At 45.7% G+C, this 22,529-nt stretch carries 17 protein-coding genes and 2 pseudogenes; 6 read left to right on the top strand and 13 right to left on the bottom strand.

From position 1 onward, the window contains the following. The first annotated feature begins 22 nt into the window (after window positions 1-22). From DX060_RS07580 to DX060_RS07570, 3 genes are read left to right on the top strand one after another with little or no spacing between them, the layout of a single operon-like run. Window positions 23-1,168: a DHH family phosphoesterase gene (locus tag DX060_RS07580; protein WP_115011887.1), complete on the top strand. Its 1,146-nt coding sequence runs from the start codon at window positions 23-25 to the stop codon at window positions 1,166-1,168. Window positions 1,169-1,177: 9 nt separating this feature from the next. Further along, on the top strand, window positions 1,178-1,468 hold the full coding sequence (locus tag DX060_RS07575; protein WP_115011886.1) for a hypothetical protein: 291 nt from the start codon (window positions 1,178-1,180) through the stop codon (window positions 1,466-1,468). Next, window positions 1,462-2,181 carry an NYN domain-containing protein gene (locus DX060_RS07570; protein ID WP_115011885.1) on the top strand — a complete coding sequence of 240 codons (720 nt, stop codon included), beginning with the start codon at window positions 1,462-1,464 and terminating at the stop codon, window positions 2,179-2,181. Before DX060_RS07575 ends, DX060_RS07570 begins: the two co-directional genes overlap by 7 nt. 25 nt (window positions 2,182-2,206) lie before the next feature. Here DX060_RS07570 and DX060_RS07565 read toward each other — a convergent pair whose 3' ends face one another. The 3 genes from DX060_RS07565 to DX060_RS07555 all read right to left on the bottom strand — a co-directional run bounded on the left by DX060_RS07565 (window position 2,207) and on the right by DX060_RS07555 (window position 7,708). Beyond that, window positions 2,207-3,157 carry a DUF455 family protein gene (locus DX060_RS07565; protein ID WP_115011884.1) on the bottom strand — a complete coding sequence of 317 codons (951 nt, stop codon included), beginning with the start codon at window positions 3,155-3,157 and terminating at the stop codon, window positions 2,207-2,209. A 185-nt stretch (window positions 3,158-3,342) separates the two neighbouring features. Continuing rightward, window positions 3,343-3,504 (bottom strand): hypothetical protein, encoded by a 162-nt coding sequence (locus DX060_RS11430; protein ID WP_181814237.1) that lies wholly within the window; start codon window positions 3,502-3,504, stop codon window positions 3,343-3,345. Between the two features lie 526 nt (window positions 3,505-4,030). Further along, the gene (locus DX060_RS07555) at window positions 4,031-7,708 is read right to left on the bottom strand and encodes an autotransporter outer membrane beta-barrel domain-containing protein (protein WP_115011882.1); all 3,678 of its coding nucleotides are present in this window, start codon (window positions 7,706-7,708) and stop codon (window positions 4,031-4,033) included. Between the two features lie 183 nt (window positions 7,709-7,891). On the opposite strand from DX060_RS07555, the gene DX060_RS11425 reads away from it, so the two are divergent. After that, complete coding sequence (locus tag DX060_RS11425; RefSeq protein WP_181814236.1) at window positions 7,892-8,065, top strand: hypothetical protein; 174 nt, start codon at window positions 7,892-7,894, stop codon at window positions 8,063-8,065. Between the two features lie 627 nt (window positions 8,066-8,692). Here DX060_RS11425 and DX060_RS12405 read toward each other — a convergent pair. The 6 genes and pseudogenes from DX060_RS12405 to DX060_RS07525 form a co-directional block, all read right to left on the bottom strand. Beyond that, window positions 8,693-9,133, bottom strand: coding sequence for a methyl-accepting chemotaxis protein (locus DX060_RS12405; RefSeq protein WP_408938844.1), 441 nt, complete (start codon window positions 9,131-9,133; stop codon window positions 8,693-8,695). 1,020 nt (window positions 9,134-10,153) lie between these two features. After that, window positions 10,154-10,615 (bottom strand): annotated as a pseudogene (locus DX060_RS12400) (PDC sensor domain-containing protein); the annotation flags it as partial. A gap of 389 nt (window positions 10,616-11,004) precedes the next feature. Next, window positions 11,005-12,735: a tetraacyldisaccharide 4'-kinase gene (locus DX060_RS07540; RefSeq protein ID WP_115011879.1), complete on the bottom strand. Its 1,731-nt coding sequence runs from the start codon at window positions 12,733-12,735 to the stop codon at window positions 11,005-11,007. 2 nt (window positions 12,736-12,737) lie between these two features. Further along, window positions 12,738-13,667, bottom strand: coding sequence for an NAD+ synthase (locus DX060_RS07535; protein WP_115011878.1), 930 nt, complete (start codon window positions 13,665-13,667; stop codon window positions 12,738-12,740). Between the two features lie 31 nt (window positions 13,668-13,698). Continuing rightward, window positions 13,699-14,160, bottom strand: coding sequence for a hypothetical protein (locus DX060_RS07530; protein ID WP_115011877.1), 462 nt, complete (start codon window positions 14,158-14,160; stop codon window positions 13,699-13,701). A 33-nt stretch (window positions 14,161-14,193) separates the two neighbouring features. Beyond that, entirely contained in the window at window positions 14,194-14,763 is a 570-nt protein-coding gene (locus DX060_RS07525) for a bacteriohemerythrin (RefSeq protein WP_115011876.1), read from the bottom strand. A gap of 143 nt (window positions 14,764-14,906) precedes the next feature. On the opposite strand from DX060_RS07525, the gene DX060_RS07520 reads away from it, so the two are divergent. Then, window positions 14,907-15,485, top strand: a complete 579-nt coding sequence (locus DX060_RS07520) for a DedA family protein (RefSeq protein WP_115011875.1) — start codon at window positions 14,907-14,909, stop codon at window positions 15,483-15,485. A 356-nt stretch (window positions 15,486-15,841) separates the two neighbouring features. Here DX060_RS07520 and DX060_RS07515 read toward each other — a convergent pair whose 3' ends face one another. Continuing rightward, complete coding sequence (locus tag DX060_RS07515; RefSeq protein ID WP_115011874.1) at window positions 15,842-17,401, bottom strand: pimeloyl-ACP methyl esterase BioG family protein; 1,560 nt, start codon at window positions 17,399-17,401, stop codon at window positions 15,842-15,844. Then, window positions 17,382-18,800 (bottom strand): aminotransferase class I/II-fold pyridoxal phosphate-dependent enzyme, encoded by a 1,419-nt coding sequence (locus DX060_RS07510; protein ID WP_115011873.1) that lies wholly within the window; start codon window positions 18,798-18,800, stop codon window positions 17,382-17,384. The genes DX060_RS07515 and DX060_RS07510 overlap by 20 nt, the downstream gene beginning before the upstream one ends. On the opposite strand from DX060_RS07510, the gene DX060_RS07505 reads away from it, so the two are divergent. Next, complete coding sequence (locus DX060_RS07505; RefSeq protein WP_115011872.1) at window positions 18,784-20,142, top strand: adenosylmethionine--8-amino-7-oxononanoate transaminase; 1,359 nt, start codon at window positions 18,784-18,786, stop codon at window positions 20,140-20,142. The two genes, DX060_RS07510 and DX060_RS07505, sit on opposite strands and share 17 nt — an antisense overlap. A gap of 377 nt (window positions 20,143-20,519) precedes the next feature. Here the strand turns inward: DX060_RS07505 and DX060_RS12395 are convergent, their stop codons facing one another. Further along, the gene (locus DX060_RS12395; protein ID WP_258552320.1) at window positions 20,520-21,110 is read right to left on the bottom strand and encodes a methyl-accepting chemotaxis protein; all 591 of its coding nucleotides are present in this window, start codon (window positions 21,108-21,110) and stop codon (window positions 20,520-20,522) included. Window positions 21,111-21,302: 192 nt separating this feature from the next. Next, window positions 21,303-21,446: pseudogene (locus DX060_RS12390) on the bottom strand (methyl-accepting chemotaxis protein); the annotation flags it as partial. Window positions 21,447-22,529 lie beyond the last annotated feature (1,083 nt).

Below are 22,529 nucleotides of genomic sequence, written 5' to 3'. Positions count from 1 at the left end.
AGATATTAAGAAGGATTAGATTATGAAAGTGTTTCATCTCTCACATATTGATCTTGATGGCTATGGGGCGCAGTTTATCACACGCTACTTTTTTGATGATATAGAGTTTTATAACGCCAATTATGGCAGGGAGGTTATGGCGCGTTTGCAGAGTATTTTCACGCGCCTTGATACGCATTTTGCCTTTGAGGAGAGATTCCGCACCAAAACACACCAAAGCTTTTTGATCCTTATCACAGATCTTAATCTCACCTTAAGTGAAGCAAAATATGTCTATGAGCGGGTCAATGCCTACAAACTCCAGCAAAAAGATGTATCCCTGCTTCTGCTTGATCACCACATTAGCGGCGAAGAGTGTGCGAAAATGTTTGATTGGTATCATTTGGATTCTACTCAATGCGCGACAAAAATCACCTTTGAAACCTTGCAGCAGCTCTACCCAAAGCCCCTAGAATCCACTAGGAAATTTGAAGCCCCCCTAGAATCCACTTTTGATACCCTGCTTAAAAAAGTGGATTCTAGCCACATCGCCCCGCTTGCGGATATGGTGGAGATGATAAACTCTGTGGATATTTGGCGTGAAGATGGCTATGGATTTGAGTTTGGCAAGGTGGCGTTGGGGCTTATTGCCGGGAGCAATGAGCTTAATCGCTTTATGTTTGACAAAGCCCATAGAATCTACAAATTCAATCTCCTTGAAGCCGCTAGGTCGTATCTAGGGAGAGAGAAAGGCGCGGTGGAGTTTGATAATGCGATATTTGTGCTGAAAAAATGCGCCCTTGAAGGCGACCCAGATAATGAGACAATGGACCATATCACAAGCACAAAGCAAGCCGCGCTACTTGGCACGCTCAAAGAGCAATGCAGCGTGCATTACCGCGATAAGCTTGGGTTTTTAAGCTACTCTATGGGGGGCATTAGCGTGCTTGCTAATCTTTTCTTACGCCAGAATCCAGAATTTGACTTTTATATGGACATTAACGCTAGGGGCAATGTCTCACTGCGTGCGAATGGGAATTGTGATGTATGCGCGCTTAGCAAGGAGCTTTTCAATGGTGGCGGGCATAAAAATGCCTCTGGAGGCAAAATGGAGGGCTTTAGAGAGAGCTTTTTCTACGATGATATAAAAGCACAGATACAACGCCTAATCACCGATAAAACCAACTAAGGAGAGACTATGAGCAAACACCGCGCAGAATCTAAAAGTGCAAATGTGGATTCTACTGATGAAAATGATTTAGAGCTTTTTGATATGCTGTGTGTCGCGCTGCATTTTGCCGGGCTTAAACGCTCTGCACTCAAGCAGATCCTACAAGCATATAGCGATGAGCTTGATAGCTTTGATGATGAAGCTCCCTATGGGCAAGAAGAGATAATCGCCATTATCCACACACTGCAAGCAAAATACCCAGAGGCATTTCACCACAAAGCTCAAGAGCGCATAGACAAGGGAGAGAAGCAATGCTAGAATCCAGCGGCGCGAAAAAAATCGCGCTTTTTATTGATTGTGAGAATATCAGCTACAAGCTGTGCGATGAGATTATGAAGCGGCTTGATGAAGTGGGCGAAGTATGTATCAAAAAGGCGTATGGCGACTGGCGCAAGGATATGCTAGGACCTTGGGCAGAGGTGCTGCTGCAATACTCCATCGAGCCTATACAGATCCTAACAGGCGCAAGAGACTCTACCCACAAAGCCAAAAATGCTAGCGACATACGGCTGACCATTGATGTGATGCACACACTCTATCAACGCTCTATGGACTGCTTCGCGCTTGCTACAAGCGATAGTGATTTTGCCTCTTTGGCGCAAGAGATCCGCAGGTGGGCTGTCCCAGCGATCGGCTTTGGGAGCTATAAGGCAAGAGAGGAGCTAAAGCAGGCTTTTAGCAGCTATGATGAGCTAGACACACCCATCACCCTTGCTAACAACAAAGCCCTAATCAAGCTCCTACGCAGAGCCATAGAAGACACGCAAGACGCCCAGTCCTTTGCCTTTGTCTCGACCATTGGCAATTGGATCAAGCAGCACTACTACAAAAGCGCGTCTTCCTATGGCAAAGAAAGCTGGGGCGATGTCTTTAAGCAAATTTGCCAAGAAAACAATAGCGAGTTTGAAATACACTACCAAGGCGAGCGTAAGAACATTATGAAAGTGCGTATTAAGCGGTCTTCCCACTAAGCGCGTTTGGGATTGTAGCTACCAGCTAGGCTCTAGCGTGCTTGGCACATAGCTCATAGAGTCGCCCTAGCTTGTCTATCTCCTTTTGGCTAAAGCCACATTGCAGGCGGGCTTGTGTGTTGGGGATTTTGCCACAGAGGATAAAATCCGCAAATCGCACACACAAAGCCAAAAACACCCCCTCACTATCAAAGCTGGATTCTAGTCTAGAATCCAGCTCCTGCCACGCTGGGTGGGGCAAGTCTTGCTGCATAAGTTGTAGCACATCTTGTAGCGCGTTTGTGGCTTGTGGATTTGCGTGTGTGGATCTCGCACTTTGCGCGCTCTCTAGGGCAAATCTCCACCACACATCTCCCCTACTCACATGCCCTATCTCATCGCGCAGTATTATGCCTAGCACTTCTTGTATTTTACTGCGTATAGGGTGCTTTAGGGTGCTAAATTTCTGCAGGACAAAGGGGTTTGCATCAAGCCCGCGAGCTTCTAGCCCCCTATGCACCACGCCCATACGATACAAAAGACTCGTATTTGTGCAAAGCATCGCATCATACAACTGACTATGCACGGCGAAATCCCCATACCCTGCCCCAAGCTCATTAAGCAAGCCTTCCAGCAAGAAAAAATGCCCAAACTCCTCTCCTGCCACCCTGAGCCAATCGATGTAATACTCCCTAGGCAAATGCCGGAAGCGATACGCAGAGTCTAAAGAGAGCGTAATAGCACTATATTCTATATGAGCTATTGCGTGCAGGGCTTTGGCGAGTCCATTGTGAGAGTCTAGCTTGGCTTTTTTGATATGGTGTGCGGGCTTTATGGGGGCGTTTGTGTGCGGGGCGATATACCTTAGAGGCGTGCTATGCTCAATGGCAAGCCTATGTGAGTAAAAATCATCACACAAATCCAAAAACGCCCTATGCTTTTGTGCTATATCAGTGGTGCATAGCACTTGCTCTAGCGCGGTGAAAAATTCTTGCATATTTGTCCTTATGATGCCTTGCCCTACCCTTTGGCATAAGAATAGATCCGTATTATACGCTAGCCTTAGACTTTTGCAGTGATTTGGCTTTGCTAAAGATCGGCACGCCTAAGCAGTGCTGGCTCTTAAAACCTGCTGCTTGCTTTACACCCTTGGCTTGTTCTCAAAGAGCTACACTGCGTTTGTCATTTTGAGCCGTAGGCGAAAAATGTCGTTGCAAGCCTTGCTGTAAGACAAAGCGTAGCAGAGCAAGCGAAGCGATGTTTCTTAGAAAATCCTAGAATCCTAAAGCAAGAATCCACAAACAACACACAATCCCAGCAAACAAACTCCACAAGAATCATCATCGCGAGCCTTGCGCTACGCTGCCTCTCTGTCATCGCGAGCAAGCGCGGTAGCGATTGCGCGGCGATCCATAATTTTGCGCTAGCAAAATAACCTTTACTAGAATCCACTTTTCAAAAAGCGGATTCTAGTGATAAACGCCAAAAGTGTAAAAAGTGGATTCTAGGAGTGAAGCCCAAATTCTGTCATTGCGAGATTTGCGTGGCAAATCGTGGCAATCCACAATCAAAAAGTGGATTCTAGGGTTGAAGTTAGTTTGAGAGTAACACGATTCTAAGAATTGTGCTGAAAAACCAAGAGAGTCGCGGCGGTAGGATTACAAAAAGTGGATTCTAGGGTTAAATGCCAAAGGTGTAAAAAATGGATTCTAGGATTGAAGTTAGTTTGAGAGTAAAACGATTCTAAGAATTGCGGTGTTGCTAGTGGGGCTTTTTAAGGATTTTAGGGTGGAGCTAGACTAGAGGTCTGCGGTTCCCCTAAAATCCTTAAAATCGCCACTATGGATACCCAAAGCTGAATCGCTATGGGTTAAAAGAAATAATGCCACCTTACAGAAGCATTATGCGTTATCCCTAACTCCCCACCTACTGCCACATAGCCTGCAGAGAAGTTTCCTAGCTTGTCTGTGTGGTAATTTATCACAAATGTGCCTTGGTAGAAAAATGGAGCTACATGCACTGCTGCTGCTCTACCTGTCTTTTCATCAATGGTATAAGCCTTGCCATTAAGTGTTGGCATAATGTTTATATCTGTATTCATTAGATACCTAAAGCCACCACCTAGTGTAGTAGAGAGCCTTTTGCCATACTCTTGGTAGTAGTTGAGATTTGCTTGGGCATAAGTAACAGCATAGCCTTGGCTTAGTCCTCCATAGCGTAGCTCACCAGAGCGGTTTGTCCTCATCTCAAACTCTCCTAGATAGCCACCCTCTACACCTACACCAACTGAAGGGAAGAGGATAGACTTAGCCCCATACATATACACAGATGAGCCTAGTCTAAAAGATGAGCCAAAGTTGATATTCCCTACATTAGCACTAAATCGCATACCATTCATATCTTGTCCTACAGATATATCGCTATAGCCGCCATTGATGTCAGCTAGGTAGTAGAATCCTGCTAGCTTCGTCTTAGCAAAGATATGGGAGAATCTAAGCCCTAGGAAGCCTGTGTGTCCTTGGGCATCGATATGGGCTTGCTTATAGCCATTGTAGATATACTCATACCCACCATAGAAGCCGATATTCCCACTTGTTTGTCCAAGAGCTAGATCCCAAGTCGAGCCAAAGAGTGTGCCCACACTCCAAGAGCTTGTTTGTGCGCCATTGGTTGCTTTATGTGAGCCTGTCCCACCATAGGCACGGATAAAGAAATCCCCTTGGACTTTATGCTTAGCTAGTAGCTCTGCACTTATCTCTCCAAGCTTTGGCTCTTGTGGCATTTCTGGTTTGCTAGCTAGGATTTTAGGCTTAGTAGGAGCTTTTGGCTGTATAGGAGCTTTTAGCTTATTGCTTTGGGCATCAGCTAGGGCTATAAGCTTTTGATACTCTCTCTCATAGCTTTTTTTATCTTGCTCGTATTGTTTGAAGTCTTTTAGATAGTCTTTGCGCTCTTGCTCGTATTTGCTCATAGCCTTTCTATAGTCTTTATGATTTGGCTTGAGATTTGGGCGCACAGGGGCTTTTGGCTCTATGGGAGCTTTGAGATTGGCATTAAACTTATTAGTTTTAGCAAGCACTTCTAGGTTTTTTCTCTTTTCTTCATAGCTCTTTTTCTCTAGCTCATAGCGTTTTAGGGCTGTTTGGTAGGCTCTTTGGTTTGACTCATAGGCTGCCATTACTCGCTTATAGTCTTTATGATTTGGCTTTAGATTTGGTCTTATAGGAGCTTTAGGAGCTATGGGGGCTTTAAGGTTGTTTGCTCTAGCTATGGTCTCTAGCTTGCTATTTTCCTCATTATAGATTCTAAGCTCTTGCTCATAGTTGCTCATAGCTTTTTCATATGCTTTTTGTGCTTTGGTGAAATCTGCCATAGCCTTTTTGTAGTGCTTATCGCTTGGCTTTAGATTTGGGCGCACAGGGGCTTTTGGCTCTATGGGGGCTTTTAGCTTTTTGGCTTTAGCGATGGTTTCTAGGTTTTTGCGATTATCTTCATAGGCTTTTTTGTCTTTGTTGTATTGCTCTAGGGCTTTTTGGTAGGCTTTGTCTTCTTGCTCGTATTTAGCGATCAAAGCTTTGTTTTCTTTGGTGCTAGCGAGTTTATCCCATTTGGCTAAGTCTAGCTTGTATTTGGCTAGGTCTTTTTGATACTGGGCTCTTGCATCTCCTAGGGTGGCTGCTTCTATGCGCTGCTTGGTTCTGCGCTCTTTGTTTTTCAAGCTTCTTCTGTTTTGTTCTGCGAGATAGGTGTCTATAAGCATTTTTCGTCGCATAGATTGGCGCACGACTACGCTTGTCATACTTGCAGCCACAGAAGCTTCTACCTCAAAGATAGGGGTGCCATCGGGATTAAACTTCACCCCTATACCTTGGAGCTCTGGGCTTGATTCAAAGGTGGGCTTGCTAGCTCCATCTACATAGCTATGGCTACCAGATGTTACATAGTCTGTAAGATTCTTGCTAATGCTTTTTGCAGGGTCAAAGTTGCCATCAAGGTAGGTTACTTGGATTTTATTGACGGCAAATTCTTTGTTGGTTCCTTGAGTGCTTGTATCGTTATTTATCGTTACTCTCTCTATAGCTTGGTTGCCTTTGAGTCCTACGCTTAGGGTATCAACGGTGAGTTTAGCGTCTTTAGTGATGTTGATATTAGAGAGTGTATGAGGCTCTACATTACCTGCTGTCCCTTGTCCTACACCATTTAGGGTGTTGATGGTGGAGTCGCCGTTTTGCACATCAAGGGATTTTATGATACCGGTGTTGGTTACCTTGGAAGACTCTTTGAGCTCTAGCTTATCGATTGTGCCAGCATTGTTGATAGTAGTGGATTTGGTAGCTGTGGAGAGGGTGCCAATACTTGCAGTAGCAGCGTTACTAATCACAATACCTTCACTTCCTCTTGTGCCATTGCTTTTTTTACTAACTTCTAGTGATGCTAGCTCTCCATTATTGGTGATATCACCAGTGGTGTTATCAAGGGTGAGGCTGCCATTGGTGAGTGTGGCGGTGATTGTGCCATTAGCCTTATTGTCTCCTAGCTCTATGGTATGCGCACCACTTACTTGTTTGTCAATCTTGGTGATAAGACCATTGTATGATGGTTGTTCGTTGCCACTAGTGAAGGTATTCTTAGTAGTAAAGCTTGCTTGTTTTTTATCACTTGTGAGAGTGATGCTTCCTATCTCTCCTTTGTATTGCTTGAATGTCCCATCTGCTAGGACTAGATTGCCTATGGTGCCAGCTTCTTCAGCTACAGCAGTGCTATCTGTGGCTCCTAGGTGGTATTCTCCACCTAGGAGGTTTAGGGTCTCTACTTTGCCACCTCGTTGATAGGATTTACCAGCATAGAGATTGAAATGCTCTACATTGACATTTTTGAAGATTTGGGAGAGTCCATTTGCATTTGTTAGTTGGTTGAGGGTGGTAACGGTGAGGACTTGCGAAGCCCCTCCTTTAAGGTTCAAGCGTAGGGCTTCATGGGTGATGTCGCTTATAGAATTACCACTTCCACCCTCGATGGAAAACTCTATCTGCCCCTTAGGAGCATCACTCGTACCTCCATTTTTTATAGTGATACTACCATATTGCGTGTTGTTTAGTTTTATATTTGTCCACCCATTATGACGGAACATCATAATGACAGGATCTAAGCTTGCGTTACGGAGAGTATATGCGGCTTTCCTAACGCCAGGATTACTCCACATATAGACATTGTAGAATGGTGTATGAGTGTTTCCGGGAAGCTCTCCGTGTCCATTAAGACATATTTTTCTTCTATCAGCAGCCATTCCAAACTGATTATTATTACATTCGTTCATCACGCTTTCATCAAAGCCTTGAGCTGCCAGCCCCAGTGCAGCTGCTAAAACTAGGCTGATAGAGAAAGTGAGCTTTGTGGGTAGGCTGGATTGCCACGCCGCTAACGCGGCTCGCAATGACGAATGTATGGATTCTAGGATTGCAGGGCTAGAATCTAAAGATTGAGTATTTAGAGAGAGATTATTCCCCCCCCCCCCGTGAATATGGGCATTATTGTGTAGTGTTTGCATTATGTCTCCTTGAATAGTCAAAATGTAAAGCCGCAATTCTAGCCAAAATCAAAAAAAAAAAAAACGGCTTTTTATGATTTAATTATAAATTTGCGCATTGTTTGGGAGAGTTTGTAAAAGGTGTGTAAAAAATATGTAGTTATTGTAAAAGTGGGGTAAAGTTTGCAGGGTGGTGGAGTAGGTGTGGGAGATATTTTGCTTAGAATCCACTTTTTGTGTTTGTTGTGTATTTATGGATTACTAAAGAAGCTGCGGCTACGCCTTGCTTTGCCACACGGTGCAAGCACCGCTCGCAATGACTATAAAAAGGGCGTTATTGCTAGAATCCACTTTTTGAAAAAGTGGATTCTAGTGTGAAAGCTCAAATTGTCATCGCGAGCCTTGTGCTACGCTGCCTCTTCTGTCATCGCGAGCGAGTGAAATGAGCGTGGCGATCCATAAACACAAACACGGATTCTAGGGAAAGTATGATAAAATCGCAGTAGAGATTGCCCAAGAGAGTTGCGACCTCTCTTGGCGTAACCTACTTTGAATAAAGGAGGTTACAATGAGTAAGATTTACCTGAAAATCTTAGTCGCTATGATACTACTATGTCTCATAGTAGTCAAGTGCTACTAGGATAATCCATAGCCTACCTTGATCGTTAAGGAGGTGGGCTAGTCTTACTCTACTCTCTTACTTAACGCGTGCTTCACTCTTGTTTGATTTATTCAAAATCGCTTGTTTTCTAAAGAAACATCGGCTTGCGCCGAGCGGTATCCCTTGTTTTCTAAAGAAACCTGCTTCGGCTTCGCCTTGCACCGCTGCGCTTGTTTTCTAAAGAAACTTCGCTGCGCTTGTTTTCTAAAGAAACTTCGCTGCGCTTGTTTTCTAAAGAAACTTCGCTGCGCTTGTTTTGGGGGCAGGAGTTACCTAAGCGGTAATGACTGCCCCAAAATTTTAGCAATCAAGTAAATGGATACCCAAGAGCGAATCGCTTGTGGCTATACCTTTTTCTTATTGGCATCATCTAAGATAGCTTTGGCAATCCCTGATACATCTTGTGAGATTTGTGAGCTAGCATTGGCGATGCTTACATTCTCTTGGGTGACAGACTCTAGGCTAGAGATGGCTTCATTGATTTGTGTGATACCTGCGGTTTGCTCTTTGATAGATTCTGCCATATCGTTGATTGATTGCACGAGCAAGTTTGTGTTTGCCTCTATCTCACCTAGGGATTTGCTGGTGCGCTCTGCCAATTTACGCACTTCATCTGCTACGACTGCAAAGCCTCTGCCGTGCTCCCCAGCTCTAGCGGCTTCGATAGCAGCATTCAATGCTAGGAGGTTTGTTTGATCGGCTATATCTCTAATGATACCTATGACATTTCGTATATCTTCGGTTTGCTGGATCACTTCATTGGTCCTGCCAGAGACATTTTGCATAGATGAAGTGATCTCTTCTACGGCAGTGGCAGTTTGCTCTAGGCTGCTGGCTTGGGAGTTAGAGGATTTAGTAAGGGCGGCTACGGCTTCTTCTAGCTTATCACTTTGAGAGTGGAGAGAGTTGGCAAACTCTAGGGAAGTTTTAAGCATTTTTCTAATCTCTTCGCCTAGTGTGTTGGTAACGACTTCTACCCTGCCGCTAGCATTTGCTACTTCTGTGGTGAAGTCAAGGCGCGTGTAGGAGTCAAAGACGCGATTAAGCTCTGGGAGATCGTTGCCAATGGCACTTGAAAGTAGATCTAAGAGATCATTGACAGAGTCTTTTAGCGCGTTTAGCTGGGGATTGCTACCTTCAAGCGTGATGCGCTTAGTAGCTTTGCCCTCTGTTTTAGCGAAGTTGATCACCTCTAAAGATTCTTTCACCAAGGCAGAATCCTGATTGAGATGGGCGCGAGATTTATCGACATTTTCGTTGATCATCTGCCCTATTTTACCCAGCTCATCGCGAGCTTTGATCTGGATATGATGGACTTCATCGCTCTCGTGATTGACAAATTTGAAAAACTGATCCAGAGTTTTAAGAATGATTGGCAGCCTTGATGATAGCAGCCTATGCACTAGATAATACACAGTCACCACTGCAAGGAGCAAGATCACCACTGCCACGCCAGCGATGATCCACTCAAGCCTATATAAAGGAGCTAGCACCTCTGCCTTTGGTGCAGCGACAAAGATAGAGTAGCTGCTGTCATCGGCGGTTTTAAACGATGATACACTTGCATAGCTCTCTATGTTGGAGAGAGTGGTGTAGTTATCTAGTGTCGCATTTTCTCCACTTTTTATGATTTTGACAATTTCTTGTGCGCTTGGGTGTTGGTTGGCTTCGCTAAGATTGTGTAGGGCTAGACCTGCACTGCTATGCACGGCAATCGTGCCATCTCCGGCAACAAGTGCTTTAGTCTCATTCTCCCATATTTTGTCCTTGGGATTTAGCATAAACCGCTCTACATCGCCTAGATCAATGACAAATCCCAGCACCCCGACAAGCTGTCTTTGACTATCAAAAATGGGGGCAGCGATATTAAGCCCTACAAATTCCCTACCGCCAAAGTTTAGCTTAGTGGGTTTCCCAAAGGATATGCTATCGCCGTATTTGGCTTGTTTTAGCACCTTTTGCACGACAGGAAAGTCCAGCACCGCGTCTGTGCTTTGTAGTGTTTTGATCCCGCCGGACTTATCAATATCTGTATCTTGGAAAAGCATAATGACATTGCCCTTAGGCGTGGTGTAGGCTCTACTTTTAGCAGCGAAATGGGGGGGGGCGTCTAGTAAATAGACAAAGCCATAGCGGGCAAAAGCACCGGCATCTAGGGAAGATTTCGTCGATGATTCAAAGACGGATGCGGTGGTGGGGTTGTTGATAGAAGTAACATTTAGCAAATCGCTTAAAATCTTCGCGCTGCTCTCAAGCACAGATCCCATCTCCTCAAACGCACCTTCAATGTAAATCGCATACTTTTGAGAAGAATTTTTGACAATATCTTCTGCATCTTTTTTCATATTGTCTCCCACAAAGTCAGAGACAATCAACGCTAATGCTGCAACCCCTAGAATCACGACATTAGAGACATAGATAATAAACTTCGCCCCAATGCCAAGCTTACGATACAAAGCTAACATACACACTCCTTGATAATTTCTAGCACACCATACGCCCACGCCTAAGCCTGCACACCAGACTACATCAAAGATGGCAGATAGCCTGCAGACACACAAGTGATGATGAATGTGGATAAGGCTGTATGGTAATGACTAATGCTTTAAGTATCGGTTAAATGGGCAGAAATTTTACAAAAAGATAGCAAAATATGCTAAGGCATAGTGATACGCTGCTTGTAATACCCCCAGCCCTTTTTGGTAAGCCCTATGCGTAGTGTCGTGATAGAAAATAGCTCCGGGCTATCCCAGCTAAGCTCTTTTGCCTGTGTGCGTAAAGCCGCTAGCGCATCGCTAGAATCCACTTTTGCCACTTTTGCCTGCTTTGCTTTATTTGCCTCCACTTTTGCACTTATCTCTGGGGCTTTTGCGCCCATTTTCGCCCCTATATCCGCCATCTTTGCGCCTGTTTCGATACTCGCGCATAATGGCGCAAAAAGCGTGTCAAACAGATAGTGCCACGCGCTAGATCTATACGGGAAGCTTTGTGCTAGGCTTAGGCGGTGTGTGTGGCTAGGGGCTTTGCTTGTGTATAGCCTTGCATCAAGCCAGAAATCCACCAGCCCATCACAAAAGGCATTTTCTAAAATCCCTAGAGCAGAATCTAGCAAGCCATTTTGCACTGATGTGGTATCACAAGGCAGCCACGCCCACGCGAGCAAAATTGAAGTGCTAAAAGTGGATTCTAGGGGGCTTGACTTGCTTGTGGCATTAGGGCATTGCGCGCGTGCAAGGCTTGCAAAGATACGCTTCTCAATAGCACATAGTATCTGCACGGGATCATCGCTGGATAAATGTGTGCTTTGATATGCGGGCGTATCTGTGGCAAGCGTAGCAGAGGGTGGGGGTATATTAGGCGTATAGAGATAATCAGCTATGCACAAATCCCTCTCGCTTCTCTCTCTAGGGCTAGAATCCATCTCATCAATATACGCACGCAAGGCGCATACAATGCTCGGGTGGATATGGAGAGCTAGCTCCATAATGCTTAGGATTTGGGAGAAATCTTGGAGCTTGGTGGCGTCTTTTTGCGTGGTGAGCAGCGATGTAGGGGCGTAGGATCCTAGGATAGCGTGGATCTCTTGGGGGGTGAAGTGGTGATGATCGGGGAAAAATTGCCTTCCAATAATCTCGCAATCTTTATCCATAGCAATGGGAAGAAATGCTAGCAAACGCGTGGGATTGGCTATGGCGGTTATAAGGAACATTTTGGGACTTGGGTTTGTGATCTGCACCTCTCTAGTGAAGTCGATATTGTCTTGGGCGATTATGGCGCGCGGGGAGCTAGCTAGCTTGCCATAGAGAGAGTGGGACTCGCGGTAAAGCCCGCTTGGGATAAAGCGCGGATAAAAAGGCTCAAAGCTTGGGCGCAAAATGACATCAAACTTCTTAAAGCAAAAGCGGAATCCATCATCAAGCAAAATGAGTTGCGCGCCTTGGGCTTTGGCTTGCTTGATGGCTTTGGCGCGGTTTTTACACACAAGCACGCTGACATTATGCCCTGCTAATGCGCTAGCGATGAGATAGGGCTCATCACCGCTTGTAGCGACATCTGCTAGAATCCTGCCTTGCCTGCTCACCCAGATAAGCCCCTTGCTCTGGCGTTTATAGCCGCGTGAGATGATAGCGATATGCCCATATCTAAAGAGGCATAAATGCTTGCAAAGTGCGATGATAAAGGGCGTCTTCCCGCTGCCGCCGGCGATTAAGTTGCCCACTGATATGATAGGCAGCCCAAAGTCCCTGCCCTGCTTGCCATAGAGGATTCTAGGGGCGAGTCTTTTAAGCGTGGCGATTAGCCCATATAATGCGCTAAAGGGCAGTAGAAGTAGGCTTAGAATCTTATGTCTTAAGCTAGGGGTATAGTGGTAGGCATAGAGATCCACACTTATATCCTTATCAAAGCTTTGTGCAAATGCCTTTGTAGAGAGGCTTTAGGGGTGAAGATCTCTGGCATTTCGCGCTTAAATTGATTGGATTTTATGCGAGATAGCACCATTGCTACAAGTGTTTGGTCAAAGTGCTTATAGAGCTTTTTGCGTAGGGCTTTGGGGTGGATGGCGTGCGATGTCAGGGGCTTGTGCTTTGTGGATTCTAGCTTTATGGATTCTAGGTAGATTGCAGCAAGCAAGGAGTCAATATCCCCATAGCTAAAGCCCAGATCGCCCTCATCGCTTTGATTGGGGTAGAGATCGGCACTTGGGGGCTTTGCGATGATGGATTCTGGGATTTGTAGGATTCTAGCTAGGGAGAAAATCTCTGTCTTAAACAATGTGCCGATAGGGTTGATCGCGCACGCCAAATCGCCAAAAATCGTGCCATAGCCTAGCAGCAGCTCGGATTTATTGCTTGTGCCTATGACTATGCCCTTATGCACGCTTGAGTAGTGATAGAGTAGTGCCATTCTCACCCTAGCGCAGAAATTCCCCACCTCAAGCGCACTAGAATCCACAAACTGCACGCTAAAAAGCTTGTCATACTCGGCTATGGGGCTTTCTATAAAGGGGAGCGAAAATCTCTCTACAAGCTCTTTGGCATCAATGCGTGATTGCGCACTAGTCTTAGAGCTAGGGAGAAAGACACAAAGCAAGCGGTCTTTGCTTTCATCGCCCAGCGCGATTTGGCATAATCGCGCCACCACCGCAGAGTCGATCCCGCCGCTAAGCCCGATGATGAGCCTTTTAGCGTGCTTTTTTTGCATTTGTTTAGTGATAAATCGCGTAGCAGTGGTGATAAAATCTTCAAGCCTAGAATCTAGCGCGATATATGGGCTACTCGCTTTGTTTCTCTTGTGTTTTTTGTCGCTTTTGTTTGCCATAGTTGCTCCTTGCTAATAGATCTAGCAGATCTTACCAACGCTCCCCAATCCCCAAAAGCAAGCAGCGATTGACCACGCTAAGTGCGCAAAGTGCGTAGAATCTCTGCTTGCCAATAGCAAGAATATCGCTAAAATAACGCCCCTGAAAATTTAAGTGGATAGGCTTAGGGCTATCATCTATATATGCATCAATACTCACGCCGCCAAACTCACTATACAAGGGCTTCCCGGCAAAAAATCCGCTGAAAAATATCAAAGGCTTTGGGATAGATTGTATCTCTTGCTTGCTTATTTGCTGATATATCGCATAGTCAATTAAACTATACCCACGGAAGCGCACAAACTCCCTGCTGATCGAGCCTTCTACAATCGCCCTGTGCGCTGCTGTGAGATTGCTATGATAGAAGTGTAAAAAGTCTTTGGCATCTACTTGTGGCTCGCTGGCATTCGCGCTAAAAAGAGCAAAACACGCAAGAAGGATAAAGCGAGTCATAGGCTATGTCGTGATCTAAGCCTATTGGTCGCACTACTCATCACGCACAAACACAATGCTCTCACCACACTTTTTGCAGTGGAATGACTGCCCGCTCTGGATTTTCTCATGCACAGTGTTTAGCACTTTAAACGCTGGCTTGCACGCGCATTTATAAACATGCGTGATTTCTTTCTCTCCATTTCGCTTTGCCTGCATAGCTTTGATTTCTTCTTCGTGGGCTTTGCGGTATATTTCAATTTGCATATCTTCTTTTAAGATATGGTTGATTAGCCACTCTTCCGTGATGATGGCAAGCTTTTGCTTAAAGTCATAGCGGATATTTTGGATCAGCTCTGTCATATCGCGGATAATCTCTTGGTGCATATGGGACTGCCGCTCAAGCCCCGGGTAGCCGATACTTGCCATATAGGCTTCCTCATCGTGAAAATGCACTTTCATATATTCAAAAAGCTCTACAAGGATCTTTTTGATCTCATTGCCATCGACTTGCTTGCTGATAAGTAGCCCTGCTCTGTGGGCAATGTCAAAGAGCTTTTTATGCTGGATGTCAATCACATCATTGTGTATGCTAAACTTCTCATCCCATTCAGGTATCGCCATATCACCTTCCTTTAAGTTTCACTCCTAAAAGCTGTCATTTTATAACTTTCAAGGTTTTTTTTCCCTTAAAAACTCTTGCAAAATATGTTCCCAAACTATGTATAATTACAAAAATGATAATGAAACTTAGAAAGGTAAAACTTATGGAAGGCTTTATCGACTCATTTAAAGACTCTTTTGAGACTTGGGGCTATGTGGCGTTGTTTTTTTATTGTATGGGGAGTGGGTATGTGGGGATTCTCGCAGCTGGCGCACTTGCCACACTAGGGCATATCAATCTTGCAGCAAGCATTATCATCGCTACTATGGGGAATTTTACAGGTAGCTCTCTGCTCGTGATCCTTACGCGCTATCAAAAAAAGGACTTCGAGCGGTTTCTCTCCGCTCATCGTAGGAAAATCGCGCTTATGCATATCTGGCTGAAGAAATATGGTGCCGCACTAATTGTGATCAACAAATACATCTATGGCGTGAAGTTTCTCGTGCCTTTAGCCATTGGTGCGAGTCGCTATGATCTTAAGAAATTTATAGTGCTAAACTTCTTAGCTAGCGTGATTTGGGCTACTAGCTTGGGGCTACTAGCGTTTTATTTCTCAAAGGCGGTGATTGAGATCGTGGAGTCGTATGGGCAGTATTCTTACATTGTCATTGGGGTGTTTGTCGCTTTGGTCATCGTGGCTTTGTGGTTTAGCAAAAAGGCATTAGCAAAGCACACTTCCTAGAATCCACTTTTCACATATTGCGTTTATTGCCATTGCGAGCAAGTGAAACGAGCGTGGCGATCCACACAATCTGCAAAAGCGGATTCTAGTATGATTATCTGCTAGCGCAGAGTATGGATTGCCACGCCTTGCGGTGCAAGGCTCGCAATGACGGAAAAATTGCCACAAATCAAAAGTGGATTCTAGGAGTGAAGTTAGCTTGAGGGTAAAACGATTTTAAGAATTGCGGTGTTGCTAGTGGGGCTTTTTAAGGATTTTAGGGGGGAGCTAGACTTAGAGGTCTGCGGTTCCCCTAAAATCCTTAAAATCGCCGCTATGGATACCCAAAGCTGCATCGTCCCTTTCAAAAGTGGATTCTAGGGCTTGGGCTTTTGGGCTAGGATATATATAGGCTCATAGGTGATCTTCCCGCCAAATCGCGCTTGATACGCTAGGATTTTGGATTTACTTAGTGTATTGCCTGCTAGGCTATTGACACCGCTTGCACGAAAATGCCTAAACACCCCAAGCGCACTCCCACAATCAAGCTTAAGAGTCTCGCTACTACTCTCTACAATCTCTAGCCCAAGTCCCTGCAATAGCTCGCATAAATCTTCTAGCTCCATATACTCTAGCCCTATGCCTAAAATCTCTCTCACCTCATAGCAAGTCCTAGCCCCAAAGCTCCCTAGCAGCAGCAGCCCACCGCTAGCAAGCATAGGCACAACACTAGCTAGAATCTCCTTTGCATTAAGCCACTGCAAGCAGGCATTTGAAGCGATAAGATCAAATCGCTGGGCAAAAATGGGCTGGTCTTTTATATCGTGCATATCAAAGATCGCTACGCGTGTGTGGGGCTTTAGGCGTGCTTGCAGTATGCTTGCGTGGTTGTTTATGTCATTGCAAACAAAGTGCCTATAAGCGAGATTTTCTTGCAATAGCACGCTAAAGTCCCCCACCCCAGTACCAAATTCAAACACCTTTTCAAACTCCCTGCCCTTTGCGTGTGGCAAGAGCAAGCGCATAAGATTCTGGCGCATAGTGGCTTGGATAGGGGCATTCTCCGTGTAGCTCTGCCTTGCCTCCCAGAATCTAGCCCCACTACTAGAATCCACTTTTGGCACACATATCCCAAGCAGCTTCCTCCAGCTTGTAAAGCTCCCAAACACATAATGCGGCGCATCGATAGAGTGGCATTGTGTGTGCGTGTGTGAAAAGGTGGATTCTAGGATCATAGGAGAGAAAATCATATCCCTACTGCTTATGATCGCGTGGGTGAAATGCACGCTTCTTGCGCTATGGCTATCAATCGCGCTTGGGCTTGCTTGATTGTGTGATTGACAGAATCTCTGCAATGCTTGCAGCTCTTGCTTGCACTCTAGCACACTCCCAAACAAAGTGCTAAAATCCCCATTAAATCCACGCATTATAGGGGATTTCACAGCCTTAGCCCTAGCGGTGATCTCTGCCACATCATCGCTGCCAAAAAACGCTCGCGCAAACTCCCGCACATCAAAATACTCCAAAGTCCGCGCATAGATTCTAGGGTGTATGCCATAGCGCGTATCTATCCCTAAAGGCGTGCCATTGATAGCAATACTATGCCTAAAAGCCCCTGCCCTATCAATCGCCCCTATCACCCTAGCAGCCACTGCCACCCCTAGAGAAAACCCCACCAAAATGCAATGCCTATGCCTATCAATTAGCTCTTGCAAATCGCGTAGCACAGGGGGTAAAAAAGTGGATTCTAGGCTGGGCTTGTGCAAAGTAGAATCCACTTGTGCTAAATCCCTATAATCATAGCAAATAGCGATATTGCAAGCAGGTATATCACACGCCAAATGCGCGAAAAATTTAGGGTTAGTCGCAAAGCCGCTAAAACATAGCACCAAAGTGCTTGCGTGCTTGTCAAACGCCCTAGCAAAAGCGATTTGCATACTGCTCCAATGCCTGATAGAATGGCTCTAGCGTGCTAAGGCTAGCATTGAGGCTAAAGCGGATTCTAGCTGTGCCCTGCGGGATTGTGGGGGATTTGATCGCTTTAGCAAAGATCCCGCAAGACTCTAAGAAATCTTGGCACTCTATGGCAGTAGCATTATCTCCTAGCACTAGTGAGATGATATGCCACTCTCCTAGCACATAAGGCAGCTTTTTAGCCTCTCCCCTAGAATCCACTTTTGCAAAAGTGGATTCTAGCTTAGATCTTGCCTGCTTACTTAGGGCGCGTAAATACTCCCTTTGCTCCCCCAAACGCCAAAGCTCACAAAAGGCAAAAAAGCTAAAAGCTATGCTAAGCGGTGGCAACGCAGTGGAGTAGATAAGCCCACGCGCAGTATTGATAAATAGCTCTTTTAGCTCCTTAGCACAGAGCATACAAGCCCCCATACTCCCCAATGCCTTGCCAAAAGTGAAGATAAGAAAATCCACCTCCCCACACAGCCCAAGGCTCTTAGCAAGCCCTAGTCCATTCTCCCCTACCACGCCAAGGCTATGGGCTTCATCAAGATAGATTAGGACATTATCATAGCGGTGTTTTAGCGCGACAATCCCAGATAAATCACACACATCACCATCCATACTAAACACCCCCTCGCTTATGATGATAATATGCCTAAATCGCGCAAAAGTGGATTCTAGTAGCTCTTGCAAATGCGCCATATCATTGTGCCTAAACCGCCTCCACCACAGAGCCTTACTCATCGCCTTTGCCTGCAAAAGTCCATCAAACATACTTGCGTGCGCGTATTCATCGATCAAAATCCCCACCCCTTCAAGCCGCCCAAGAGCCGCGATACAAGAGACATTACAATGATAGCCGCTATTGAAAAGTAGCGCGGATTTTGGCGCGAAAATCTCTTGCAAATATGCCTCAAAGCTCTCCCACACAGGAGTCCCCCCACTAAGCAAGCGCGAAGAGCCAGAGCCAAGCGATAAATCCCCTGCCCCAATGCCCTGCTTTGCACTAAACTCCCAAAATCTAGCCCCAAAATCTTTGGCTTTTTGCCTATGTGTGTCTAGCTTGTGTAAATCTATGTGCGTATCGTGCAAGGAGTGTGGCGAGATGATGGCGTGCGATAAGCCTGCCAAGCCTAGATAGTCATTGCTTGTGAGATTAAGCAAGGGGGCATTATCTTTGATGATAAACTCCCCCAAATGCGCATAATCTGTAATAGAGCGGAGGTTGTGTGCATTAGAGAGAGTGTGGGCTAGGTGCTGGGCGTGGGCGATTAGCGTGGGATTCTTGGCTGGATTTTTAGGCATAATATCTCCGCAAAAAGCTAGATTATAGCTTAGAATCGCTATTTCACAAAGGATCATAATGCCAAATCTATCCAATCACACTCTCTCCGCGCTTGATCTGGCTCACATCTGGCACCCCTGCACGCAGATGAAAGACCACGAAGACTTCCCCATAGTCCCCATAAAATCCGCCAAAGGTGTGTATTTATACGACTTTGATGGCAGCAGTTATATTGATTGCATTAGCAGCTGGTGGGTCAATCTCTTTGGGCATTGCAACGCAGCCATAAACGCCGCTATCACAAATCAGCTCAATGAGCTAGAGCATATCTTGCTAGCAGGCTTTAGCCATAAGCCTATCATCGATCTATCGCAGCGGCTTTGCGCCCTGCTCCCACACCCTCTAAACAAATGCTTCTATGCAGATAATGGCTCTTCTGCCATAGAAATCGCCCTAAAAATGAGCTTCCACTATCATCACAACCTCCACCGCAAAAGCCCGCCTCGCTCCAAATTCCTAGCCCTTAGCAATGCCTACCACGGCGAGACGATCGGCGCATTAAGCGTGGGGGATCTGGGGCTATACAAGCACACTTACGCGCCTATTTTGCTCTCCTGCCTTAGTGTGCCTGTGCCAAATGTCTTTGATGGCACAAAGGGGGCTAGCTTGCACGCCCCAGCAGAGCTAGAAGATGAGAGCTACTATGAGAGAGAATTACACGCGCTAGAATCTATCTTATCGCGCTATGGGGAAGAAATTTGCGCTTTTATCTTAGAGCCATTAGTCCAATGCGCGGGCAATATGCACATCTATCCAAAAGCCTTCATCAAAAAAGCGTGCGAGCTATGCAGGAGCTATGGGATTTTGATTATCTTTGATGAAATTGCCGTGGGCTTTGGGCGTAGTGGGAGTATGTTTGCCCTAGAGCAGTGCGGGATCACGCCAGATTTTTTATGCTTATCAAAGGGCATTACAGGGGGGTATCTGCCTTTAAGCGTGGTGGTTACAAGCGATGAGATTTATCAGGCATTTTACGCGCCCTATGAGAGTGGCAAGGCATTTTTACACTCGCATAGCTACACGGGCAATGCCCTAGCCTGTGCGGCTGCAAATGCCGTGCTAGATATATTTGCCACGCAAAATATCATAGAGCAAAACCGCGCCCTATCGCGAGCGATTTTTGCTCTATGGCAGGAGCTAGAAGAGCTAAATATAGTCAAAAACTTGCGCCACTGCGGAATGATCTTTGCCTTTGAGATAGATTCTAGCACGCCTCGCGCGGGGGTAGAGATCTTTAGAGCGGCGTTGGCTAAGGGCTTGCTGCTGCGACCATTGGGGCATACGATTTACTTTATGCCACCATATATCATCACCATAGAAGAAGCGCGCTTTGTAGTCCAAACGCTTAAAGAGATTTTGCAAGCGCATTTTGCCTAGGCTTAAGGCACTTAAGGGCAAACGCGGATTCTACTTTGAAGCTTTTGCGCGGTTTGGCTAGATTCTAGGTTTGTTTTGTGGATCGCCGCGCAATCGCTACCGCGCTTGCGCGCGATGACAATAAAACGCGGCGTTTTATACCACGCCGCAGGTGGTAGTGTAAAAAGTGGATTCTAGGGAGAAAGCCCATTTTGTAATAAAACGATTCTAAGGATTGCGGTGGGGCTGTGGGAGCTTTGCAAAAATTGGGGAAAGTTAGCGACCTTGGCGGTCGTGCCTTTCACAAAACAAGGGATACCGCTTAGGCTGTGCCGATGTTTCTTTAGTAATTTTTGCAACACTGCCACATTGCCTACCCAAGAGCGAATCGCTTGTGGCTATACCTTTTTCTTATTGGCATCATCTAAGATAGCTTTAGCAATCCCTGATACATCTTGTGAGATTTGTGAGCTAGCATTGGCGATGCTTACATTCTCTTGGGTTACAGACTCTAGGCTAGAGATGGCTTCATTGATTTGTGTGATCCCTGCGGTTTGCTCTTTGATAGATTCTGCCATATCATTGATTGATTGCACAAGCAAGTTGGTGTTTGCCTCTATCTCGCCTAGTGATTTGCTGGTGCGCTCTGCTAATTTGCGCACTTCATCTGCTACGACAGCAAAGCCCCTGCCGTGCTCTCCTGCTCTAGCGGCTTCTATGGCGGCATTCAATGCTAGGAGGTTTGTCTGATCGGCTATATCTCTAATGATACCTATGACATTTCGTATATCTTCGGTTTGCTGGATTACTTCATTGGTCCTGCCAGAGACATTTTGCATAGATGAAGTGATCTCCTCTACGGCAGTGGCAGTTTGCTCTAGGCTGCTGGCTTGGGAGTTAGAAGATTTGGTAAGGGCGGCTACGGCTTCTTCTAGCTTATCACTTTGAGAGTGGAGAGAGTTGGCAAACTCTAGGGAAGTTTTAAGCATTTTTCTAATCTCTTCGCCTAGCGTGTTGGTAACGACTTCTACCCTGCCGCTAGCATTTGCTACTTCTGTGGTGAAATCAAGGCGCGTGTAGGAGTCAAAGACGCGGGCGATCTCATTAGTATCGCTACCGATTTTCTTTTGCAAATCATCTAGCATATGGTTTAGCACATCTTTTAGCTCTTTTAGCTGGGGGTTGTGCGGGGTCTCTGTGATACGCGCTTGCAAGTCGCCAGATTCTATCTTTTTGGCTGTTTGGACAGACTGCTCCACGGCTCTTGTGTCTTGGGCTAAGCCTAGCTTTGTTATCTCTATATTTTCGTTAATTTTACTTCCCATTTCACCTAGCTCATCTTGAGCGACAATCCTTAGCGGCTGTGGCGCGTCTTGTCTTTGATGATTAAGGTATTTGAAAAATTCAAAGAGAGTGTGGGAGATACGATGGATACGAGCTGTGATCGTCATCTTTACATAGATAAACACAAATGTCGCGATCACCAGCACACAGATCAAAACACCCGCAATATTGACATTTCTCATAAAGCCCACAGAGTCATACACTGATGATTTGGGCGCAACGGTAACGCTCCCCCACCACTGCCCAGTGCTACCTCGCCCCACTTCAAATGAAGCCACACCCATAATACTCGCCTCCCCTCGTGTGTTTGTTACCTCATACACACCAGATTCGTGGGATTTGAGTGCGTTGATTACATCTTGCATACTTGGATTATCCGCACTTACATCGGCAAGATTCTTGCCTGTAAATTCGCTATTTGGGTGCAGGACAAACGCCCCATCACTTGTGATAAGCGCGCGATAGTCATTTTCAAAGATACTTCTGCGCTGCGCAAAGAGAGAGTCCCCTATAAGCCCCAGGTGCAATGTAGCTCCCACGACACCTTGGATACTGCCATATTCATCTATGATTGGGTAATTAAGCGTTACGCGTATTTTCTGCTCCCCAGCAGTGTGCATCCCTGTGGGATTACCGATACTTGGCTTGCCACTTGAAAGAGCCTTTTGCAAGCCATCATCGGCTAAAAACGCCCTATCAGCAGGCAAAATCGCCACCCCTCCAAGCTCCTTTGGCTTATCATCGTGCCCTAGCATCAGCACTCCGCCATTTGCCAGCCTATAAGCACTACTTGCATCAGGCATTAGCGATGGGCTTTTTAGGTAGATATAGCCGTATTCTACCCATTGATTAGAGTCTAAAAGGGCGGTTAGGATATGCTTTGCTGTATTTTCATTGAAGCTTTTGCTATGGATATATTGCGTAAGATTTCTTTGCGAGTAGTTTAGGGCTACAAAGCTTTCATTGATATAGCCTTCTATGGCATTGCCTGTCCGCTTTGCTACATTTAGCACAAGCTTATTGGCATCACTAGTTTGGATATTGTGCGAAACACTCACCAAAAC

The organism is Helicobacter canis (assembly GCF_900451095.1).
Classification (GTDB): domain Bacteria; phylum Campylobacterota; class Campylobacteria; order Campylobacterales; family Helicobacteraceae; genus Helicobacter_B; species Helicobacter_B zhangjianzhongii.
The sequence above is the reverse complement of the archived record's forward strand: the minus strand, read 5'-3'. Positions and strand labels throughout refer to the sequence as shown.